Consider the following 20,365-nt stretch of genomic DNA (forward strand, 5'->3'; position numbering starts at 1 on the left):
GTGCGGCGCGGGAACCTGTGTGCGCGAGCGCTCATCGGCTCATTGCGTACTCCCGCAGCTGCTCCACGACGAACGCGTGATCGTCGCGGTGCGGTAGACCCGAGACGCCCGCGTACCCGACGACTCCGACGCCGTCCACCCGCAGCGGCAGGACTCCACCCGCGGCGGCGTGCGTCTCGGCGGGCAGGCGCGACTGCGCGTCGAAGTCGCGGCCGGTGGCGGTGAAGAACTCGAGTACGCCCAGCGAGCTCCGCCCGTACCTCGTGGCGGTGTTGGTCTTGCGGGTCAACCACTCGTCGCTCTCCGGATACGACCCCGGTAGAGCTGTGTGGAACGCCCGCTGGTGGCCGTGCACGACGCCGATGACGAGGGGGAGCCGACGCGTCGCCGCGGCCTCGCGCATCCGGCAACCGAGAGCCCAGGCGTCGTCCACGTCGAACGAGGCGAAGCTGACCGCGGTCTCGTCGGCGATCACCGCGGCGAGTTCCGGGGTGCTCATGCGGTGGACGAGGCGAGCCAGATGTTCAGACCGCCGTCGACGGCGTACTCGTCGATGTCGGCGAGATCCTGATCGCTGAAGGGCGGGCTGTCGAGGGCTGCGACGCTGTCCGCGATCTGCGACGGCCGGGACGCACCGACGAGCACCGAGGAGACCTGTCGGCGACGCAGCACCCAGGCCAGCGCCATGTGCGCCAGCGACTGTCCGCGCCGCTCGGCGATGCCGTTCAGTGCCGCGACGTTGCCGAGGTTCTCCTCCGACAGCATGCCGTCACGCAGGGTCTTGCCCTGAGTCGCGCGGGATCCCTCGGGGATGCCGTCGAGATACTTGGTCGTCAGCAGACCCTGCGCCAGGGCAGAGAACGCGATGCAGCCGATGCCCTCCGCGTCCAGCACGTCCAGAAGTGACGGAACTCCCTGCTCCACCCAGCGATTGAGCAACGAATACGACGGCTGATGGATGGCCAGCGGCGTGCCGAGATCCCGGAGAAGAGCTGCCATCTCGACGGTCCGCTCCGCGGAGTAGGACGAGATGCCCGCGTACCGTGCCTTGCCCGAGCGCACCGCGGTGTCGAGTGCACGGGCCGTCTCCTCGAGCGGGGTGTTCGGATCGAACCGGTGGCTGTAGAAGATGTCGACGTAGTCGAGCCGCAGACTGGTCAGCGAGTGGTCGAGGCTGCCCAGCAGGTACTTCGCACCACCGCCGCGGCCGTACGGTCCGGGGAAGAAGTCGTATCCCGCTTTCGTGGAGACGACGATCTCATCGCGGAGTGTCGCGAAGTCCTCGGCCAGGATGCGGCCGACGTTCTTCTCCGCGGAGCCCATCGGCGGGCCGTAGCCGTTCGCGAGGTCGAAGTGGGTGATGCCCAGATCGAATGCGCTGCGGATGATCTCGCGCTGTTTCTGCAGTGGCGTGTCGTCGCCGAAGTTGTGCCACATACCGAGTGACACGGCAGGCAGCAGGAGGCCCGAGGTCCCGACGGGCCGGTAGGCCATCGAGTCGTAGCGGGTCGACGCCGGGGTGTAGGCGTCACGGAGCAGGGAGGGCATGAAGGAGGGCTCCTATCGGGTGAGGGAGAGGTCTTTCAGAAGGTCGATCTGGGTGTCGTCCTCGAGGGCGGACCCGACGGCGACGACGTCGGCGCCGGCGGCGAGATAGTCGGGGGCGTTGCGGGCGTTCATGCCGCCCGTCGCGACGAAGCGCATCGCGGGGAAGGGGCCCTTCATCGCGGCGAACCAGCCGGCGCCCAGGACGGATGCGGGAAACGCTTTGACCCATCCGAGCCCGAACGCGGCCGCTGCCTGGACGTCGGTCCCGGTGGCGACACCGGGAAGGTGCGGCATACCGGCGTCGATGCTCGCCCGCGCGACGGCGGGGTCGAAGCCGGGAGCCACCGTGAAGGCGGCACCCGCCTGCTGTGCCGTCCGCACGAGGTCGGGAGTGACCACCGTCCCCGCCCCGACGGTCATGCCGCGCTCGGCTCCCGCACTCACCACCGCGGCCAGGGCGTCCACCGCGGCGGCGGACTGCACCGGCACCTCGATGCAGGTGATGCCGGCGTCCCAGCCGCGCTGGGCGAGCGCGACCGACCGCGCGGGGGAGAACCCCCGCAGAATGGCCATCACGGGTCGCGACGAGAACGCGTCGTCGAACCAGTCGTTCACGGTCTCCATCCGAGCTCCTTCGACACGTTGTCGGTGACTGCCCGGAGGTCGGGCAGCAGTTTCTGCAGGGCGGCGAGGTCCGCGCGCCCCTTCAGCGAGGTGATGGACACCGCCGCGACGACGCGATCACTCGCGTCTCGCACGGGCATCGCCACACAGTTGACGTAGTCCTCGTACTCGGCGTCGTCCACCGACCAGCCGCGCTCGGCGACGACTCGCAGTTCCTCGTCGAACTGCTGCCGCGAGGTGATGGTGGTGGCCGTGTGTCGCGAGAAGTCCGCGCCGTCGAGCACGGCATCGACCACCTCGGGGTCCTGGAATGCCAGTACCGCCTTGCTGACGCCGGCCGTGTGAAGGCACACGGGAGCGCCGATCTGGGAGAACAGCTTGATCATGCCGGGTTGTTCGATCTTGTCGACGTAGATGATGCGGCCGCCGTCCAACTGAGCGAGATGCACTGTGTGCGAGCATTGTTCACCCAGTCCGACCAGATACGGGCGAGCGGTGTTCGCGAGGTCGAACTGGTCACGCGCAGCGTGAGCCAGCCCGGCGATGCGGTACCCGACGCCGTACTTCCCGTCGGCCCGCTTGCGGGTCAGGCCGTGGTCGGTGAGGGTCTGCAGCACCCGCAGTGCCGTCGACCGGTGGATGTCGAGATGCGCCGCGACCTCGCTCTGGGTCCGCGGCTGGACGGCGACGAACTCCAGGATCTCGACCGCTCGTTCCACGCTCTGCGACATCGTTCACGCTCCTTCGACTGTGGGGCTCGTGCCGTCAGGCATCGAGCGCTGCTGCGGGGACGAAGTCGGTGGTGCTCGACAACGCTCTCGAGGCGAGATCGTGCCCCATGGACAGCCTGCCGTGTGCGTCCTTGCCTGCACGCAGTCCGGACAGGTATCCCGCCGCGAATGCGTCACCGGCCCCGACCACCTCGACCACCTCGACGGTGTGCGCCGGTACGAAGACGTCGCCCGACAGGGTGAACTCCGTGGCACCGACGTCGCTGTCCTTGATCACCACCGTTCCCGACGTTCCGACGAGGGAGGCGATCGACCGGGCGTCCTCGGTGCCCCACAGGTCGGCAGCCTCGTCGCGGCCGACGAAGACGATGTCGGCGCGTCGGGCCAGATCGAGCAGGATCGGCGCGGCCCGCTCACGCGACCAGACGCCGGGCCGGTAGTTCACGTCGAACGACAGGATCGTCGACGTGCCGGCGCAGAGGTCGAACAGTCGATCCGTCATTGCCGCACACGTCGGCGACAGCCCCGCGGTGATACCGGACGTGTGGACGACGTCGGTCCGATGCAACGGCAGTCCGTCCAGAGTCGCCGGGGACATGCGCGACGCAGCAGAGCCCCGCCGGTAGTAGTGGACGGTGGTGACACCGTCGTCCGGGTCCTTGAAGTACACGCCGGTGGGCGCGTCCTCGCGGACGGTGACGTGGGAGGTGTCGACGCCGTGGGACGCGATGGCGTCGACGATGCGACGGCCGAGCGGGTCGGCACCCACCGCGCTGGCCCACGACACCTCGTGTCCCAGTTCGGCCAGGTAGAGAGCGACGGTCGATTCGGCCCCGCCCATGTGCAGGGTGAACAGATCCGCCGTGTGGAGTGGGGTGGCGTCGACCGGTGCGACGAGCGTCATCGTCTCTCCGATGCAGAGGAACTCAGGCATCGACGCTCTCCTTCGGGGCGCGGGTGCGACTCTTCTTCAGGCCGGCACGCAGGTACGGGCCGACGACGGCCAGCGCGCTCAGCATGAGCAGACCGACGGCGATACCGCTGGTGTAGATGCTCGCGGCGCCGTCGATGAGGAACGCCCGACGGATGTTGCTCTCGGCCAGCGGACCCAGAATCAAGCCCAGCACGAGCGGACCCGCCGGAAAACCGTTGCGTCGCAACACTAGTCCGAGCAGTCCGAAGACGAGCATGAGTCCGACGTCGAATGCGCTGTTCTGCACCGCGTAGGTCCCGACCATGCAGAAGGTGATGATGACGGCCCACAGGTACTGCTGCGGGAGGTCGAGCAGCTTCACCACGCCGCGCATCCGGACGAGTGCGAGAGCGAGTGCACCGAACGTCGCGAGCAGCATGATCGCCGCGAGGCTGTAGACCAGGTCGGGGGAGTCGACGAACAGGGCCGGGCCCGGCTGCAGGCCCCAGATGACCATCGACCCGATCATGACCGCCATCACCGCGTCGCCCGGAACACCCAGTGCCAGTGTGGTGGTGACCGATCCGCCCATGGTTGCCGTGCTGGCGGTGTCCGCGGCCGCCAGGCCCTCGAGTGAGCCCTTCCCGAACTTCTCGGGATGCTTGGACGCCCGCCGAGCCTGGTCCCACGAGACGATTCCGGCGATGTCGCCGCCCGCCGCGGGGACCACACCGACCACCGACCCGACGCCGGATCCGATGAGTGCCGGCTTGAGCAGCTCACGGCGCTCCGCCTTGGTCGGCCACCACTTTCCGAGCTGTGTGATCGGTGCGGGGAGTAGACCGGGGCGGCGGCAGATCATCTGGTTGAACACCTCGGCGATGCCGAACAAGCCGACGATCGCCGCGATGAAAGGTATGCCGGAGCTCAGTTCGTTCAGTCCGAAGGTGAAGCGGCCGTCGCCGGTGATGGGATCGCGGCCGATGGCCCCGAGTCCGAGGCCGAGGATGCCGGCGAACAGACCCTTCACGACGCGCCCACCCGAGACGCCGATCATCATCGTCATGCCGAACACCACGAGGGCGAACATCTCGGCCGGCCCGAACCGGAGTGCCACACTCGCGATGGGTTGTGCGGCGAAGACGAGGATGCAGATGCCCACCACGGATCCGATGGCGGACACGAGCGCCGAGCTCGTCAGTGCGATCCCGGCCCGCCCCTGCTTGGCCATCGGGAACCCGTCGAAGGTGGTGGCGATCGACGCCGGGGTGCCGGGCGTGTTGATGAGGATGGACGGCACCCGATCGCCGAACTGGGCGGCGACGTAGATCGACAGGAGGACCGAGAGGCCCTGCAGCGGTTCGAGAGTGAGCGTGAAGCCGGCCGCGAGTGCGACTGCCATCGCCGCGGTGATGCCCGGCACGGCACCGACGAGTGTGCCGAGCAGGATGCCGATGAGAAGGCACAGCCCGATGCTGGGGTCGAGGAGGGCGCTCAGTCCCTCGCTGACGGCGCTCACAGCGGCACCTGCAGGAGCATGCCGAAGATCACCCAGAGAACCGCCGTGGTGACCACCGGGAACACGAGGAGCGCCTTGATTCCTCGGCCGCCGAAGATCGCGACGAGCGCGGCGAGCAGCACCACGGTGACGACCCGGAAGTCGAGGTACTGCCAGGCGGTGCCGTAGACGACGATGACCAGCAGCGTCGCGGTGAGGGCGACACCGCCCGATCGGGTCATCGCGGCCTCGTCGGAGACGATGCGTCCCGTGAACGCCTGCACGACGAGGACGAGTCCTGCGATCACCATCGAGATCGCGAGCGCGGTGGGCCACCAGCGCGGACCGAAGGCCTGCCCCTCGCGGGCCAGATCGATGTCGCGTGCGGCGACGAACAGGGCGCCGCCGACGAGGGCCACGACGACGCCGATGACCGCTTCGTAGGTGCGGCTCGTGTGCCGCACGTCCTCCTCGGAGGAGTCGCCCGGGATCGTCACGGACGAATCCGTCAGGTCGTGCGTCGTCATTCCTGTGCCGCCAGGTCCGCGAATCGATCCGACTCGGATCCGACGAAGGTGGTGGTCTCGTCCGCGGAGCGGTACAGCGGCAGGTTGCCGCCGGACTCGATCAGATCGATGTACTCGTCTGTCGCGGAGGCGCTTTCGATGGCGTCCTCGATGCGGGTGGCCACGCCGTCGGGCAGGCCGGTCGGCGCCGCGATGACGGCCCAACTGCCGATCACCACGTCCTGACCGAGCTCGATGGCGGTGGGGACGCCCGGCAGCGCGGGGGCGGGCTCCTCGGTGAAGACGGCGAGAACGCGGAGTCGCCCGTCGGCATGAGCGGGTGCCGTCTCGCCGATCCCGGCGACGACGGCATCGACCTGGGAGCCGACGGCCGCGGTGACCGCGGGTGCGCCGCCGTCGAAGGGGACTCCCGTGAACTCGACACCGGCGACCCTGCCGAGTTCGACGGCGCCTGCTTCCCAGATGCTTCCGGGTCCGGCGTTCGACACGGTGATGCCGCCCGGATCGGCCTGTGCGGCGGCGAGGAGGTCGTCGAGAGTCTGATACGGGCTGTTCGCCGGCACTGCGATGGTGCCGGGCTGGGAGTTGACCTGTCCGAGGAAGTCGTAGGACGCCGGATCGATCGAGTAGCCCTGATGACCGAGCAGGCTCACCTCGACCGGGAGAACACCGATGGTGTATCCGTCGGGATCCTGATCGGCGAGGTACTGCATGCCGATGGATCCTGCTCCGCCCGGTCGGTTCTCGACGATCACACTGACACCGAGGGATTCCTCCATCTGCCGGCCCAGTGTGCGCGCGGTGAGGTCGGTCGCGCCGCCCGCTGCGGTCGGCGTCAGCAGGGTGATGTTGCCGGTGGGGAAGTCCTCGCCGGACTCGGCGCCGCCGGACGATCGATCCGCGCAGCCCGCCGCGACGCCGGCGACCAGGGTCGCTGCTGCCACGACGCCGAGCGCCCGGTGCGAGGAACGAGAGGGTGAGATGCGCACGCATGCCTCCAGGATGGGATTGTGTTGCACTGTCTGCAACACGGTTGCTGAGAGTGCACTCACCATAACCCATATGTGAGCCAGCGCATACCAATTGTCCGTTTGTGATCGAGGCGTCGTCGACGCGGCGGTACCCGCGCGGCGGGCACGACGAGTGCACCCCTTCCGTCGAGCCGGAAGGGGTGTGGGGCGCCGAAGCCTGTGCGCGCCGTGGCAATGGGGCACTGCGCACCGGTTCCGCGACGTGCACACCCCCTGCAGTCGGCGGAGGGGCGTGCGTACCGCGGGAACCCGCGCAGGAGCGACCTACTGCACCGTCACGGGCATGCTCGCGTACCCGCTCGCACCGTCGGGAACGGTGTCGACGCGCACGTCCGTCTGCACCTCACCGGTGCCGTCGGTGGCCCGAGCCTCGATGCGGTGCTGGCCGGAGGTGGCCGTCCAGGCGTACGACCATTGGCGCCAGGTGTCACGCGAGTACTCGTCGGAGAGGGTGGTCTCGGTCCAGGGGCCGTCGTCGACGCGGACCTCGACACGGGAGATGCCTCGATGCTGGGCCCAGGCGACGCCGGCGATCATCACCGTGCCCGCCTGGACGTCCTTGCTGCCGACGGGGGTGTCGATACGGCAGGCTGTCTTGATCGGTCCGCGCTCGGACCATCCGCGGTCGGTCCAGTACGCGCGAGCCTGGCTGAACTTGGTCACCTCGAGGTCGGTGACCCACTTGGTCGCCGAGACGTAGCCGTACAGGCCGGGGACGACGAGGCGCGCCGGGTAGCCGTGCTCGATCGGCAGCGGCTCCCCGTTCATGGCGACGGCGAGCATGGCGTCGCGCCCGTCCATGAGGACGTCCAGCGGGGTGCCGGCCGTGAAGTCGTCGTGCGACGAGGACAGCACCATGTCGGCCGATGCCTGCGGACGTGCCTCCGCCAGAATGTCTTTCAGTGCGTAGCCGGTCCAGGTGGCGTTGCCGACGAGGTCGCCGCCGATGGGGTTGGACACGCAGGTGAGCGTCACCATCCGTTCGATGGACACACGCTGTTCGAGATCGGCCAGCGTCAGCATCATCTCGTTGTCCACCATGCCGTGGATGCGCAGACTCCAGTCCTGCGAGTTCACCCGCGGCACCACGAGAGCGGTGTCGATCCGGTAGAACTCGGCGTTCGACGTGACGTACGGGGACAGGCCGGGCAGCCGGAGATCCGCGGCGGCGGGCACGGGCGGCGCCGGGCTGTCGGGCACCGGGACGGTGAAGGCGTTGCGGTCCTGCGTGACCGCCCGCGTGGAGGCGCCGAGCACCCGTCCCGCGGCGCCGGTCGCGACGGCCGCGGCGGCGCTGATCCCGGCGAGCACCACGAAGCGTCGACGGGAGAACCCCTCCGACGCGTCCGGGTCCGCGCGCTCGACGAGCGACCGTAGGACGAGGATGCCGACCGCGACGCCGACGACGGTGGGGAGGGCTGCGATCGATCCACTGCCGGAGCGCGAGATCGCCGCCAGGACCCCGAGTACGCCGAGAACCACGAACAGTGCCGATCCGATGGGTCGCCGAGCACGTTCGAGGATGCCTGCTCCGGCGGCGAGGAGGGCGATGACGACACCCATACCGATGAAGAGGGCGAGCTTGTCGGAGGTGCCGAACGTGTCGATGGCCCACTCGCGGACGCCTGCGGGGGTGTTGTCCACCGCGGCCGACCCCACAGCGACGATCGGTGACGAGTCCGGGCCGACCACGGCGGAAAGGAGTTCACCGACACCGAGCACGAGGGCGGCCGAGAGGATTCCGGACAGGGCCCTGCGCATCACGTTCACTGTGTCACTCTAGTCGCGCGAGCACCGTGTCCGAATAGTCGTTTCCGAAGGTGCCGTGGGGATCCACTCGCTCGCGTTCGGCCACGACGTCGTCGAAGCGCGGGTACAGCGAACGAAGTGTGCCCGCGGTGAGGGAGTGCAGCTTGCCCCAGTGCGGTCGTCCACCGACATCACGAGCGATCGCCTCCACCGCGTCGAAGTACCCACCCACCGGCCGCCGGTGGTACTGATGGACGGCGACGTAGGCGGTGTCACGGCCGTGCGCGGTGGACAGCCAGACGTCGTCGGCGGCGGCGCAGCGGACCTCGACCGGGAAGGTCACGCGGTAACCGGTCCGCGTGATCCAGGCCTCGATCGCGCGGATCACGCTCGGCACGGACTCGGGCGGCACCGCGTACTCCATCTCGCGGAAGCGGACCCGACGGGAGGACGCGAACACGGACGAGCTGCGATCGGTGAACGTGCGACCCGACCAGGCCGCCGCCGACACCGTGTTCACCCTCGGGATGATGGACGGGATTCGCGTCGTCACGCGATTGATCACCTCGAAGGCGTTGTTGGACAACAGTTCGTCGTCGATCCACGACGACACGCGGCCCACGGGAGACAGTGGCGTGTCGGCGGGCAGCCGCGTGTTGCGCTTGGTCAGCACCCGATCCGTGTGCGGGAACCAGTAGAACTCCGGATGGTCGACGTCGCGCATGTCGTCGGGGAAACGCTCGAGTGCCTCGCCGAGGCGACCCGGGGTCTCCTCGGCGTGCAGCGCGAAGGCCGGAACGCACCGCATCGTCACGGCGGTCAGGATCCCGAACGCCCCGAGGCCGAGTCGCGCGCACTCGAACAGCGGCCCGTCCGACACCGTGACCTCCGTGCCGTCGGCGAGCACCAGTCGCGCCCCGACCACCCGGGCGGACAGCCCGGCGAACCGCGCCCCGGTGCCGTGCGTGCCGGTCGAGATCGCACCCGCGAGTGTCTGCACGTCGATGTCGCCCATGTTGGTCAGCGCCAGTCCGCGGGCATGCAGGAGATCGTTCAGGGTGTGCAGCCGCGTTCCGGCGCGCACGGTGACGTCGGTGGTGCCGTCCGGTCCCGCGGCCACACCCTCGATGCCCGTCAGATGGTCGAGCGCCACCAGGACGCCGTCCGTCAGCGCGGCGCCGGTGAACGAATGGCCTGCTCCGACCGCGTGGACCCGGCCCTGCGCGCGCACGACGACGTCCCGGATCTCGTCGGCGCTGTGCGGTCTCACGATCGACACGGGCCGTGCGCGCTGGTTTCCCGCCCAGTTCGTCCATTCGGTCATGGATGGATACAAGTACTGGACAACCGTCCAGGTCAACCCCCTAGACTTCGACCATGACCGTGCGCCTCCCCGCCGATCTCCGGCGTTCGCAGCTGATCGAGGCCGGGCTCACCGTGGCAGCGGAGGCCGGGATCGCCGCCGTCACAGTGCGCGCCGTCGCCGAACACGCCGAGGTCTCGCTCGGCGTCGTCCACTACTGCTTCGAGAACAAGGAAGCGCTCGTCACGGCCATGGGCGAGGCGTTGGTCCAGGAGCTCGGCGCCGCCGTCGGCACGGCCCTGCACGCTGCCGCCGCCGACGGTCGGCGGGACTGCGCCGGCCCCCGTGCGCTGCGCGAGATACTGCACCGCGGCGTGGCCGCACTCTGGTCGGTCATCGAGAGCACGGCCGACCGGCAGCTGCTCACCTACGAGATCACCGCCTACTCGGTGCGCTCCGCGGGAGCCGGACCCGGCATCGGCACGCTGCAGTACCGCGTCATGGACACCGAGACGGAGAGCTTCCTCGAGGCGGCGGCCGAGGCATCACGGATGCGGTGGACCGAACCGATGGCGTCGTTGACGCGTTCCGCACTGGCGACCATCGACGGGGTGGTTCTCCGGTGGCTCGTCGACCAGGACACTCTCGCCGTCATCGCGGAACTCGACGACCTGGCCGCGCGCATCGCGGCGAAGGCGGTGCCGTCGTGACCGTGCTCGATCGGCTCGGTGCCGCGACGGCAGAGCTCGACCCGCCGCTGCTCGCGATCGACGAGGAGTCGCTCGAGGCCAACCTCGCGGACCTGGTGCGACGGGCCGGCGGTACGCCCATCCGTCTCGCGTCGAAATCCGTCCGTATCCGCGGTGTCCTCGAGCGTGCGCTGGCCGTGCGGGGATTCGCGGGCGTCATGGCCTACTCACTGCGAGAGGCGTTGTGGCTGAACGAGGTACCGGACATCCTCGTCGGCTATCCGACCGTGGATCGACAGGCGCTCGCCACCCTGGCCGCGGACGCCGACGCGTGCCGCCGCATCACTCTCATGATCGACTCGCGAGCACACCTCGACGTGATCGACGCCGCCGGTCCGTGGGCAGCTCCGGTGCGGGTGTGTCTCGACGTCGACGCGTCGCTCCGCATCGGACCCGCACACATCGGTGTTCGTCGGTCGCCGCTACGTCGTCCGGCCGAGGTGGCCGCGCTGGCGCGGGAGGCGGTCCGGCACGGCGCGTCCGTCGTCGGCGTCATGTTCTACGAGGCGCAGATCGCGGGGCTGCCCGATTCCGGACGAGCAGTGCGGTGGATGAAGCGGAAGTCGGCGTCCGAGTTGGCCTTCCGGCGACGCGCCGTGGTCGATGCCGTGCAGGACGAGGTGGGCGTGCTCGAGATCGTGAACAGTGGCGGCACCGGGTCGATCGAGGTGTCGGCTGCGGATCCGGCGGTGACCGAGGTGACGGCGGGATCCGGCTTGTTCGCGCCGACGCTGTTCGATCGCTACGACGCGTTCACTGCACGACCGGCGCTGTTCTTCGCGCTCCCCGTCGTCCGCACGCCGACGCGGACCATCGCGACAGCGTTCTCGGGTGGGTACATCGCCTCGGGACCGACGGGGGCCTCTCGCGTGCCGTCACTGATCGGACGCGGGGCGTTGATCCGCACCGAGGGGGCCGGGGAGGTCCAGACGCCGGTGGCGGGATCCGGTGCGGCGGTGGGGGATCGGCTGTGGTTCCGGCATGCCAAGGCCGGTGAGGTGTGCGAGCGCTTCACCGAGGCACACCTCGTGTCCGCGGACGGTTCTCGCACGACACTGCCCACCTACCGCGGTGAGGGCCGGGCCTTCGGCTGACCGGCATCACTCGTCGGGGCTCACCCGCATGAAGGCGCCGACCAACGACAGCTCCGCCGGTGTCGAGGGCAGATAGTGCGTCAGCGCGGGTGAGCGGACGACGTACGCGGCCCACTGCCCCCGCGACAAGGCGACGTTGATACGGTTGCGCGACAACAGGAACTGCATGCCGCGCGGCACGTCCTCGGGGGCCGACGCGGCCATGGACACGATCACGACGGCGGCCTCCCGACCCTGGAACTTGTCGACGGTGCCGCACGAGGCCTCGTGCAGTCCGGCATCGTCGAGCGCCGCGCGCACGGTGGCGACCTGGGCGTTGTAGGCCGCCACCACGAGCAGGTCCGAGGCGCCCAGCGGCCGTGTCTCCCCGTCACACGTCCAGGCCGATCCCACCAGTGACCGTGCCAGTCGGACGATCTCGACCGCTTCCTCTCGCGAGGACGTCGCGTTGTGCTCGTGGTCGACGAGAACTGTGTGCACTCCCGGGTCGACGCCGTCCAGGTGCCGTCCCAGCACTGTGTCGTGCGAGCGGAGCCGTCCGTCGTAGGACAGGTCGGACACCACGGAACACAGCTCGGGGTGCATGCGGCGAGTGGTGGCCAGGAAGTACCCGAGGTCGGCCGGGAGCGTGTCGGAGCCGTCCGCGAGCCAGCCCAGAGCAGAGGTGTCCACCGGTTCGGGGTGGCTGCCCTGGCTCACCTGCGGCAGCTGCTGCGGATCGCCGAGCAGCAGGAGGTTGCGTGCCACCCGCGCCACCGCAATGGTGTTGGCGAGCGAGAACTGGCCCGCCTCGTCGACGACCAGCAGGTCCAGCTCCTGCTCTGCGAACTCCTTGCGGTTGGTGAACGGCCAGGCCGTCGCACCCACGACGCATCCGCCGGTGTGTGTGGCCAGGTACCCGGAGTACGAGTCCACGCCGAGCCACGAGTGCGTGCTGTCGGACGACCCCTTCTTGGCGACGCTCTCGGGATCGAGCCCGGCGGCGACGACACCGTCGAGAAGGTTCTCGATCACCGAGTGCGACTGGCCGACCACTCCGATGCGCCACCCGTGATCGCGTGCGAGTGCGGCGATCACTCGCGATCCGGTGTAGGTCTTCCCCGTTCCCGGCGGCCCTTGGACCGCGATGTAGGAATCGTCGAGATCGAGGAGCGACGCCGTGATGGCCGCAGCGATCTGCTCGTCGACGACCTCGGCGAGCGGTGCGCCGGACCGGGTCCGGGGAGGATCACGACGCAGGAGGTCGACCACGGCCGAGGCGCGGACCTCGGGAAGGCGATCCGCTGCCTCCGCCGCGGTGGCGGCGATGGCCTCCCGCAGCGTGGTCGTGTTGACGAAGGCATCCGGCGTCGTGGCGACCGGTGCGACATAGTGGGGTTCGGCGCCCTTGGACAGCGACTCCTCGAGCGTGAGGTGGGCGCCGTCCTCGGACACCTCGACGATCGTTCCGGGCATCGTCCAGCGATACTGCGGGTTCGCGCGTCTGTCGGGCGCGATCCAGTCCGGAGCAGGCGGCGCGTAGAGCACGGTCACCTTCGACCCCACGCGCCCACTGCCGGGCCCGAACTCACCGCGCACCACGCTCGTGCGCCGCTGGACCCGCTTGCCGGGCGGTGTCGCCCACTCGGTCATGGACTCCACTTCCTCGACCATGAACACGTCGCGGGTGTCCGCCCACTCGTCCATCGGAGAGGACAGTCGGTCGAAGTGCGCCCACCAGTACGGCTTGTCCTCGCGCTGGTGATATCCGACGGCGGCCGCGAGCAGGGCGATCGCCTGCTGGTCGGTCGTGCGTGAGACTGGTTCACCGGCAAACTCCCACAGGGCGTCTCGCACCGCGTCCCGGTCCTCGTCGACCGGTTCGGCCGCGCCGAGCGGACCCCGGGGCACCACACCCGCGCGCTCGGCGTGACCGAGCAACCAGTCGCGCAGTTCCAGCGTGGAGCGGCAGTCGTACTCGTTGTAGTCGGCGATCTCGGCGAGGACGCCGGCCGCCTCGTCGAGGTCGCCACGGTCGCGCAGATCGCACCAGCGCGCGTACTCGGTGATGGAAGCGACGGCGTCTGCCACGTCGCCGCGGTGATCGGTCATGTACAGCGGTTCGAGCTTCTTGATGCTGTAGCTCGGTGCGCCGATGCGCAGGGCGGACCGCACGACGGGATACAGGTCGACGAGGATCTGCTGCCGGAGAAGGTCGTCGACCTCGTTCTCGTACACCCCGTACCGCGAGGCCAGACGTAGCAGAGCCGACTTCTCGTATGCCGCATAGTGATACACGTGCATGCCGGGGAACGCCTCGCGGCGTGCACGCACGTACTCGACGAAGGCGACGAAGGCGGCCCTCTCCTCGTGCCGGTCGTGGGCCCAGAACGGCCGGAACGCGCCGTCGGACTCCATGACGCCGAAGAGGTACTCGAGCCCCCAGTCGGAGGAGCCGCGTTCGGCGTACAGCGGGTCGCCCTCGAAGTCGAAGAAGATGTCGCCCTCGTCCGGAGCGGGCAGTGCGCCGAGAGCACTCGGGGTGTGCACGTCGACCACCGGTGACCCCGACTGCTCCTGCTGAACCTGGGCCAGGGCCTGCGCGCGCAGGGTGCCGAGGGACCGCTCCGAGAGGTCCGCGACGGAACCGGTGTGTGCGGCCAACTCGTCGACGGTCGTGATCCCCGCGGCGTGCAACGTGGACCGCTGGGAGACGCGCATCCCGGCGACCAGCAACAGGTCACGCTGTGCCTCGACCTCGGGGGTGCAGTGCTCGCACCGGAAGCAGGCGCGAATGTCGAGGTCGGCCCAGGATGCCGGGAGCAGTTGCGTCAGGTGGCCGGACAGCAGGGCCACCATCTCGCGCCGTGCGCGGCGGTAGACGGGGAGGACGTCCGGCAGGTGCACGAGATGGTCGGTGCCGTCACCGAGGACGAGGTGGCCCGTGGCGGACGTGGGAACTCCGACAGCCTCGAGCGCGTCGGCGTACGCCGCGATCTGCAGGACCGACGGGACGCGCTCGGTGCGCGACAGCTTGGTGTCGTGCACCGCATAGGTGTCGGTCGACGGGTCGTGGATCAGGAAGTCGCTGAACCCGAGAAACTCGCCGTCGAAGAACGTGCCCTGGTAGATGACGGGGACGCGCTGCTGCGCCGCGGCGAGGGTGGCCTGTGCGGCGGCGGCCAGCTCGGACGGGATGCTCTCGGCCGGCCGTTCGATGGTCACGACGCCGTCCGGATGCTCGCGCTTCAGTCTCAGCAGCTCGCGGGCCTCGTGCTGACTGCCGAGGCGCGCGAGCCGGGCGAACATCGCGTCGTCGACCTGCTCGGTCTCGATGCGGCCGAGGTTCGCGTCGAGCGTGCGCAGGAGTGCGTACTCGCACCGGGACGCCAGCGCGAGGTCCCCTGCGCTGTGGACGAGGGTGTCTCCGGTGACGAACATGCCGCCACCCTAACGAGACCGGCCGACAGGTCAGCGGGTCCCGAGAGCCGGTGCGATCGTCGTGCCCCACGCTTCCTTCAGCTGGTCCTCGAACAGTGCCCAGCTGTGCGAGCCCTCGCCGCGCATCGAGATGGTCGCAGGCACGCCCGCCCTCCGCACCGCGTCGGCGAAGATACCGGTGCACGTGTTCACCATGGCTTCGACGGCTGCTCCACCGAACGGGGGAATGCTGCCGGGCGGGATGCGGTCGACGGGGCCGGGAACACCGCTCGCGGATCCTGCGTAGACAGCCGTTCCGCGGAGGCGGTCGGCGTGGAGGGACGGGTCGTGCTGCGCCCATGCGGGAGCACCGGGAGGGCCCCACATGTTGAAGGGATTGTTCAGGGCGCCGCCGATCATGATCGAGATCGCGGCCTGGGCGAGCGGGTTCGACGAGGCGGGGCACCCGCTGATGGACGCCGCGGCACGGTAGAGGCCGGGCGCCTGCACGGCGAGATCGAGTGCCGGACCGCCGCTCATCGACACCCCTGCCACCGCGTTGCGGCGCGTACTGCCGAAGTGCTGGTCCATGACGCCGGGCAGTTCCTGCGTCAGATAGGTCTGCCATTTGTTGGATCCGAGGATCGGATCGTCGGCGAGCCAATCCGTGTAGAAACTCAGACGCCCACCGATGGGGAGCACGACGGTGACGTTCTTGTCGGCGAAGAATCCCGGGGCGCCGGAGTTGTTGATCCAGCCGACTCCGTCCTCGTTGCCCAGGGCGCCGTTGAGAAGGTAGAGCGTGGGGAGCGACCCGCCGCGAGCCGGGCGGAGCACGTCGTTCGGCACGACGCGGTTCATGGCGGGGGAGTAGACGTCGACGACCGAGTGTGTCGGCGAGAGCTGCCGCACCCCGACCACTCGGGCAGGCTCCGCAGCGGTGGCGGCGGGCGCCCCGAGAAGAGCCGCGACGACGGCGACGACGATGACGAAAACCAACCTCATGGTCCGATGCTCGCACGGCGGAGGGAACCGTGGGGTTCGGTTCTGTGTCGAACCGGTGACTATTGAGTCACATCAGCCACAATGGCCACATGCCGTTCTTCGAAGGACCCCGAGGTCGCGCCCACTACCGCCAGTGGGGACCCACCGAGGACCCTGCCGCGACCCTCGTGTTCCTGCACGGGCGGGGACAGCACACCGGCCAGTACCACCGGTTCGGCGCTGCCCTGGCAGCACACGGCATCGCCACCTGGGGCCTCGACCACATCGGCCACGGCTTGTCCGAAGGAGAGGCGGCCGACGACGCCGCCTACCTCGACGCGCTGGCGGAGAACGCACGTCATCTCCTCGACGTCGTGGTCGAGGCCGGCCACCGACCTGCGGTGATGGGCCACTCGCTGGGGTCCGCGACCGCGGTGCGGATGCTCGCGACCGGCGGGGGCGCGCCCGCCGTGGTGCTGGTGGCGATGCCGCCGCGCGCGATCTCCCGCGAGGATCTGACGGCAGCGACCCGGTCGCCCACCCTGGCACTGCACGGTGTGGACGACCGCATGGTGCCGATCGACGGCGTCCGAGACCTCGTGCGCGGCATCCCGACGATCACCCTGCGCGAGTACGCCGACGCCGGACACGACCTGCTGCACGAGAAGATCCACCGCACCGTGACCGACGCGGCCGCGGACCACGTCCTCGCGAACGCCTGACGTCAGCTGACGATGATGGTGCGGGTGTGCCACCCGGTCGAACCACCGGGGATCGGCGGGGTGCGCTCCTCGACCTGCGTGTTCCCGTCCTGATCCGTCGCGCGGACCTGGATGTTGTGGTTGCCCGCAGTGGCGTCCCAGTCCCAGAACCACTGGCGCCAGGTGTCGATCGTGTACTGCTCGGCGAGCGTCGCCTCCTGCCACGGTCCGTTGTCGACACGGACCTCGACGCGCTCGATGCCACGCTGCTGCGCCCAGGCGGTACCTGCGACACGGACGGGACCGGGTGCGACGGGGGCGAAGGCGGCCGGCACGTCGATGCGTGACGCCGTCTTGATCGGTGCCTTGTCGCCCCAGCCGCGGTCGGTCCAGTAGGCCGTCGCCTCGTCGAAGCGCGTGAGTTCCCAGTCGACGACCCACTTGGTGGCGGAGACGAATCCGTACAGACCGGGCACGACCTGACGCACCGGGTAGCCGTGCTCGACGGGCAGCGGCTCGCCGTTCATCGACACCGCGAGCATCGCGTCGCGGCCGTCGGTGAGGGCCTCGACCGGCGAACCGATGGTCATGCCGTCGATGCTCGTGGACAGCAGCATGTCCGCGTCGGCCTGCACACCCACCTCGTCGAGGATGTCCTTGATGGGGAACCCGATCCAGGTCGCGTTGCCGGCGAGCGGTCCGCCGACCTCGTTGGACACGCACGTCAGCGTCACGACGCGCTCGATCGGAGTGCGAGCCATGAGGTCGTCCCAGCTCAGCGTCATCTCGCGGTCGACCTTGCCGTGGATCTTGAGCTGCCACTCGGCGGTGGTCAGCTGCGGGACCTGCAGAGCGGTGTCGATGCGGTAGAAGGTGTTGTTCGGCGTGACGAAGGTGGTCGCGCCCTCGACACCGATGTCGGTACCGGCCGGAATGGCGGCGGCTTTCTCGCCGGTTGCGACCGTGGGGAGGCGGAAGTTCTTGATGTCCTCGGCGACGCCGGCGACACGATCGCCGAGGTACCGGCCGACCGTGCCGGCTGCGACGGCCACCGCGGCGGCAGCGCCGAACAGGACGAGGAACTTGCGACGCGGCATGAACCCGTCGACCGTGCCCGCCGGCACCTCGAGCGCTCGCGTGAGGGCTTGCAGGACCGCGATGCCCAGGACGACGCCCACCACGGTGGGGATGACATCACTGAGCGAGGACGTCGGCCGCTGCAGCACCGCGTAGACGCCGACGGCACCGAGCACCAGCAGGATCACCGATCCGATGGGACGGGACGGGCGCTCGAGCAGGCCGGCGATGGCGGCGATGATCGCGATGCCGATGGACATGCCGACGAACAGGGCGGCCTTGTCGTTGGTGCCGAAGGTGTCGATCGCGAACTCGCGGGCGAACGCGGGCGTGCGGTCCACGGTGGTGGAGCCGACGGCGAAGAACGGTGACGACGCCGAGCTGAAGAGGAGCGAGAGGATCTCGCCCACGCCGAGCACGACGCCGGCGGCGACCACTCCGCTGAGCATGCGTGCGAAGGGGTGGACGCGCGTACGCGCGGAGTCACCCGAGGTCTGGCGTTCGGTGGTCGTCGTGGTCATGACTGCTATTCGTCACGATGGCAGTGTCGGCTTGCTCCGGTGGGCGTGTTGACGAGCCACAACGAGCGAGGCGCGCCCGTGAGGAGTTCTCACGGGCGCGCCTCGGGTGGGTCGGACGAGTGTCAGCCGCCGTAGATGTCGGCCACCTCGGTGGCGTGCGACTCCAGGATGACGTTGCGCTTGAGCTTCATGGTCGGCGTCAGTTCTCCCGACTCGATCGTGAAGTCACCGGGCAGGATCGTGTACTTCTTGATCTGCTCGGCCTTGGAGACCTTCGAGTTGGCCGTGTCGACGGCCTTGTCGATCTCGGCGATCAGGTCGGCGTTGGTCGTCAGATCACTCGCGGACGTGCTCTTGTCGAGACCGTGACGCTCGAGCCAGCCGGGCAGAGCCTCGGGATCCAGCGTGATGAGCGCCCCGATGAACGGCTTGGCGTCGCCCACGACGAGGCATTGGCTGACCAGCGGGTGCGACCGGATGGAGTCCTCGAGGCCGGCGGGCGCGACGTTCTTGCCACCTGCCGTCACGATGATCTCCTTCTTGCGACCGGTGATCGAGAGGAAGCCCTCGTCGTCGAGCGAGCCGAGGTCACCGGTGTGGAACCAGCCGTCGCGGATCGATTCCTCGGTGGCCTTCTCGTTGTGCCAGTACCCCGAGAACACGACGGGACCCTTCACCAGGATCTCGCCGTCCTCCGCGATCTTCACGGCGTGTCCCGCGAGCGGGCGGCCGACGGAACCGATGCGCTGCTTGTCGGTGGTGTTGACCGTGACGGCGGCGCTGGTCTCGGTGAGTCCGTAGCCTTCACGCACCGGAACGCCGATGCCGCGGAAGAAGTGGCCCAGTCGAGCGCCGAGGGGGCCGCCGCCGGACAGCGCACTGGTGCACCGTCCACCGAGCGCGGCGCGGAGCTTCGAGTAGACCAGCTTGTCGAACAGGGTGTGCTTCGCCTTGAGCACCAGGCCGGCGCCGCCCTTGTCCTGCGCGATGCTCCACTCGATCGCGACGTCCGCGGCCTGATCGAAGATCTTGCCCTTGCCGCCGTCGTGCGCCTTCTGCTTGGCCGAGTTGTAGACCTTCTCGAACACGCGGGGGACCGAGAGGATGAAGTCGGGCTGGAACTCGGCGAACTGCTCGACGAGCGTCGTGGTGTCGGACGTGTGCGCCACCGTGACCTTGGCCTCGAAGGCGCCGAACGACACCGCGCGAGCGAACACGTGCGCCATCGGGAGGAACAGCAGGGTGCGCTTGCCCTCGGTCATCTGGTCGTGCAGCGCCACCTGGGTGGCCGTCGTCTCGGCGTAGAAGTTCGAGTGCGTGAGCTGGACACCCTTCGGGCGGCCGGTGGTCCCCGAGGTGTAGATGAGCGTGGCGGCCGACGACGCGGACACCTGCTGACGACGGGCGTGCAGATCGTCGTCGGACACGGAGGCGCCGCGGGTGGTGAGCTCGTCGATCGCACCGCCGTCGAAGCTCAGCGTCTCGCGGAGATCCGCGGCGCTGTCGGTGACGTCCTTCATGCGGGTGAGGTGTTCGGAGGTCTCGACGACGAAGAGCTTGGTCGCGGAGTCCTCGAGGATCCACTGCGCCTGATCGGCTGCGGACGTCTCGTAGATGGACACGGTGCAGCCACCGGCGGTCCAGATCGCGTAGTCGAGCACGACCCACTCGTAGCGGGTGCCGGCCATGATGGCGACGCGGTCACCGAACTCGATGCCGGAGGCCATGAGGCCCTTGGCCACGCCCGCGACCTCGTCGGCGAACGTGCGCGCCGTGACGTCCTTCCACGAGCCGCCGACTCGCCGTTGGAACGCCACCCACTCCGGGGTCTCGCTCGCGTAGCGGAACACGGTGTCGGCCATCGAGACGTCGTCCGGGATCGTGTAGGACGCGGGTACCGAGTATTCGTGCACGGT

Annotated in this window: 17 protein-coding genes; 3 read left to right on the top strand and 14 right to left on the bottom strand. The window is 69.2% G+C overall.

Annotated elements, in window-relative coordinates; translation table 11 throughout:
• Nucleotides 1–31: 31 nt before the first annotated feature.
• From HQ312_RS16780 to HQ312_RS16825, 10 genes are all read right to left on the bottom strand, one after another.
• Nucleotides 32–499, bottom strand: coding sequence for a heme-binding protein (locus HQ312_RS16780; RefSeq protein ID WP_261782399.1), 468 nt, complete (start codon nt 497–499; stop codon nt 32–34).
• Entirely contained in the window at nt 496–1,548 is a 1,053-nt protein-coding gene (gene mgrA / locus HQ312_RS16785; RefSeq protein WP_027504684.1) for an L-glyceraldehyde 3-phosphate reductase, read from the bottom strand. Before mgrA ends, HQ312_RS16780 begins: the two co-directional genes overlap by 4 nt.
• Nucleotides 1,549–1,560: 12 nt before the next feature.
• Nucleotides 1,561–2,172, bottom strand: a complete 612-nt coding sequence (locus HQ312_RS16790; protein ID WP_222639412.1) for a bifunctional 4-hydroxy-2-oxoglutarate aldolase/2-dehydro-3-deoxy-phosphogluconate aldolase — start codon at nt 2,170–2,172, stop codon at nt 1,561–1,563.
• Nucleotides 2,160–2,903, bottom strand: coding sequence for an IclR family transcriptional regulator (locus tag HQ312_RS16795; RefSeq protein WP_027504686.1), 744 nt, complete (start codon nt 2,901–2,903; stop codon nt 2,160–2,162). Before HQ312_RS16795 ends, HQ312_RS16790 begins: the two co-directional genes overlap by 13 nt.
• A 34-nt stretch (nt 2,904–2,937) precedes the next feature.
• Nucleotides 2,938–3,837: a sugar kinase gene (locus HQ312_RS16800; protein ID WP_027504687.1), complete on the bottom strand. Its 900-nt coding sequence runs from the start codon at nt 3,835–3,837 to the stop codon at nt 2,938–2,940.
• Nucleotides 3,830–5,335 (bottom strand): tripartite tricarboxylate transporter permease, encoded by a 1,506-nt coding sequence (locus HQ312_RS16805; RefSeq protein WP_027504688.1) that lies wholly within the window; start codon nt 5,333–5,335, stop codon nt 3,830–3,832. Before HQ312_RS16805 ends, HQ312_RS16800 begins: the two co-directional genes overlap by 8 nt.
• Nucleotides 5,332–5,841 carry a tripartite tricarboxylate transporter TctB family protein gene (locus HQ312_RS16810; protein WP_056441910.1) on the bottom strand — a complete coding sequence of 170 codons (510 nt, stop codon included), beginning with the start codon at nt 5,839–5,841 and terminating at the stop codon, nt 5,332–5,334. The genes HQ312_RS16805 and HQ312_RS16810 overlap by 4 nt, the downstream gene beginning before the upstream one ends.
• Nucleotides 5,838–6,872: a tripartite tricarboxylate transporter substrate binding protein gene (locus tag HQ312_RS16815; RefSeq protein WP_308123918.1), complete on the bottom strand. Its 1,035-nt coding sequence runs from the start codon at nt 6,870–6,872 to the stop codon at nt 5,838–5,840. Before HQ312_RS16815 ends, HQ312_RS16810 begins: the two co-directional genes overlap by 4 nt.
• Before the next feature lie 264 nt (nt 6,873–7,136).
• Nucleotides 7,137–8,633, bottom strand: coding sequence for a molybdopterin-dependent oxidoreductase (locus HQ312_RS16820; RefSeq protein ID WP_222639415.1), 1,497 nt, complete (start codon nt 8,631–8,633; stop codon nt 7,137–7,139).
• A 13-nt stretch (nt 8,634–8,646) separates the two neighbouring features.
• The gene (locus HQ312_RS16825) at nt 8,647–9,945 is read right to left on the bottom strand and encodes a D-arabinono-1,4-lactone oxidase (protein ID WP_222639417.1); all 1,299 of its coding nucleotides are present in this window, start codon (nt 9,943–9,945) and stop codon (nt 8,647–8,649) included.
• A gap of 53 nt (nt 9,946–9,998) precedes the next feature.
• On the opposite strand from HQ312_RS16825, the gene HQ312_RS16830 reads away from it, so the two are divergent.
• Together HQ312_RS16830 and HQ312_RS16835 are read left to right on the top strand one after the other, a co-directional pair.
• Nucleotides 9,999–10,634: a TetR/AcrR family transcriptional regulator gene (locus tag HQ312_RS16830; protein ID WP_027504693.1), complete on the top strand. Its 636-nt coding sequence runs from the start codon at nt 9,999–10,001 to the stop codon at nt 10,632–10,634.
• A complete protein-coding gene (locus HQ312_RS16835; protein ID WP_222639419.1) occupies nt 10,631–11,767 on the top strand; it encodes an amino acid deaminase/aldolase in 1,137 nt (378 codons plus the stop codon). The genes HQ312_RS16830 and HQ312_RS16835 overlap by 4 nt, the downstream gene beginning before the upstream one ends.
• Before the next feature lie 6 nt (nt 11,768–11,773).
• Here HQ312_RS16835 and HQ312_RS16840 read toward each other — a convergent pair whose 3' ends face one another.
• Nucleotides 11,774–15,187, bottom strand: a complete 3,414-nt coding sequence (locus HQ312_RS16840) for a bifunctional RecB family nuclease/DEAD/DEAH box helicase (RefSeq protein ID WP_222639421.1) — start codon at nt 15,185–15,187, stop codon at nt 11,774–11,776.
• A 30-nt stretch (nt 15,188–15,217) separates the two neighbouring features.
• Nucleotides 15,218–16,171, bottom strand: coding sequence for an alpha/beta hydrolase family protein (locus HQ312_RS16845; protein WP_056441924.1), 954 nt, complete (start codon nt 16,169–16,171; stop codon nt 15,218–15,220).
• A gap of 89 nt (nt 16,172–16,260) precedes the next feature.
• Between HQ312_RS16845 and HQ312_RS16850 the strand changes: the two genes are divergently transcribed.
• Nucleotides 16,261–16,872, top strand: a complete 612-nt coding sequence (locus HQ312_RS16850; protein ID WP_222639424.1) for an alpha/beta hydrolase — start codon at nt 16,261–16,263, stop codon at nt 16,870–16,872.
• A gap of 2 nt (nt 16,873–16,874) precedes the next feature.
• Here the strand turns inward: HQ312_RS16850 and HQ312_RS16855 are convergent, their stop codons facing one another.
• Entirely contained in the window at nt 16,875–18,449 is a 1,575-nt protein-coding gene (locus tag HQ312_RS16855) for a molybdopterin-dependent oxidoreductase (protein ID WP_222639426.1), read from the bottom strand.
• 122 nt (nt 18,450–18,571) lie between these two features.
• On the bottom strand, nt 18,572–20,362 hold the full coding sequence (locus HQ312_RS16860) for a long-chain fatty acid--CoA ligase (RefSeq protein ID WP_027504699.1): 1,791 nt from the start codon (nt 20,360–20,362) through the stop codon (nt 18,572–18,574).
• Nucleotides 20,363–20,365: the final 3 nt, after the last annotated feature.

Source organism: Rhodococcus sp. BP-316, from assembly GCF_019836105.1.
Taxonomy (GTDB): Bacteria; Actinomycetota; Actinomycetes; order Mycobacteriales; family Mycobacteriaceae; genus Rhodococcoides.

Excerpts from the sequence above, each read along its gene's own strand:
- HQ312_RS16780 (WP_261782399.1), bottom strand. The coding sequence starts at position 499 with ATGAGCACCCCGGAACTCGCCGCGGTGATCGCCGACGAGACCGCGGTC.
- mgrA (WP_027504684.1), bottom strand. The coding sequence starts at position 1,548 with ATGCCCTCCCTGCTCCGTGACGCCTACACCCCGGCGTCGACCCGCTAC.
- HQ312_RS16790 (WP_222639412.1), bottom strand. The coding sequence starts at position 2,172 with ATGGAGACCGTGAACGACTGGTTCGACGACGCGTTCTCGTCGCGACCC.
- HQ312_RS16795 (WP_027504686.1), bottom strand. The coding sequence starts at position 2,903 with ATGTCGCAGAGCGTGGAACGAGCGGTCGAGATCCTGGAGTTCGTCGCC.
- HQ312_RS16800 (WP_027504687.1), bottom strand. The coding sequence starts at position 3,837 with ATGCCTGAGTTCCTCTGCATCGGAGAGACGATGACGCTCGTCGCACCG.
- HQ312_RS16810 (WP_056441910.1), bottom strand. The coding sequence starts at position 5,841 with ATGACGACGCACGACCTGACGGATTCGTCCGTGACGATCCCGGGCGAC.
- HQ312_RS16820 (WP_222639415.1), bottom strand. The coding sequence starts at position 8,633 with ATGCGCAGGGCCCTGTCCGGAATCCTCTCGGCCGCCCTCGTGCTCGGT.
- HQ312_RS16825 (WP_222639417.1), bottom strand. The coding sequence starts at position 9,945 with ATGACCGAATGGACGAACTGGGCGGGAAACCAGCGCGCACGGCCCGTG.
- HQ312_RS16830 (WP_027504693.1), top strand. The coding sequence starts at position 9,999 with ATGACCGTGCGCCTCCCCGCCGATCTCCGGCGTTCGCAGCTGATCGAG.
- HQ312_RS16840 (WP_222639421.1), bottom strand. The coding sequence starts at position 15,187 with ATGTTCGTCACCGGAGACACCCTCGTCCACAGCGCAGGGGACCTCGCG.
- HQ312_RS16845 (WP_056441924.1), bottom strand. The coding sequence starts at position 16,171 with ATGAGGTTGGTTTTCGTCATCGTCGTCGCCGTCGTCGCGGCTCTTCTC.
- HQ312_RS16850 (WP_222639424.1), top strand. The coding sequence starts at position 16,261 with ATGCCGTTCTTCGAAGGACCCCGAGGTCGCGCCCACTACCGCCAGTGG.
- HQ312_RS16855 (WP_222639426.1), bottom strand. The coding sequence starts at position 18,449 with ATGACCACGACGACCACCGAACGCCAGACCTCGGGTGACTCCGCGCGT.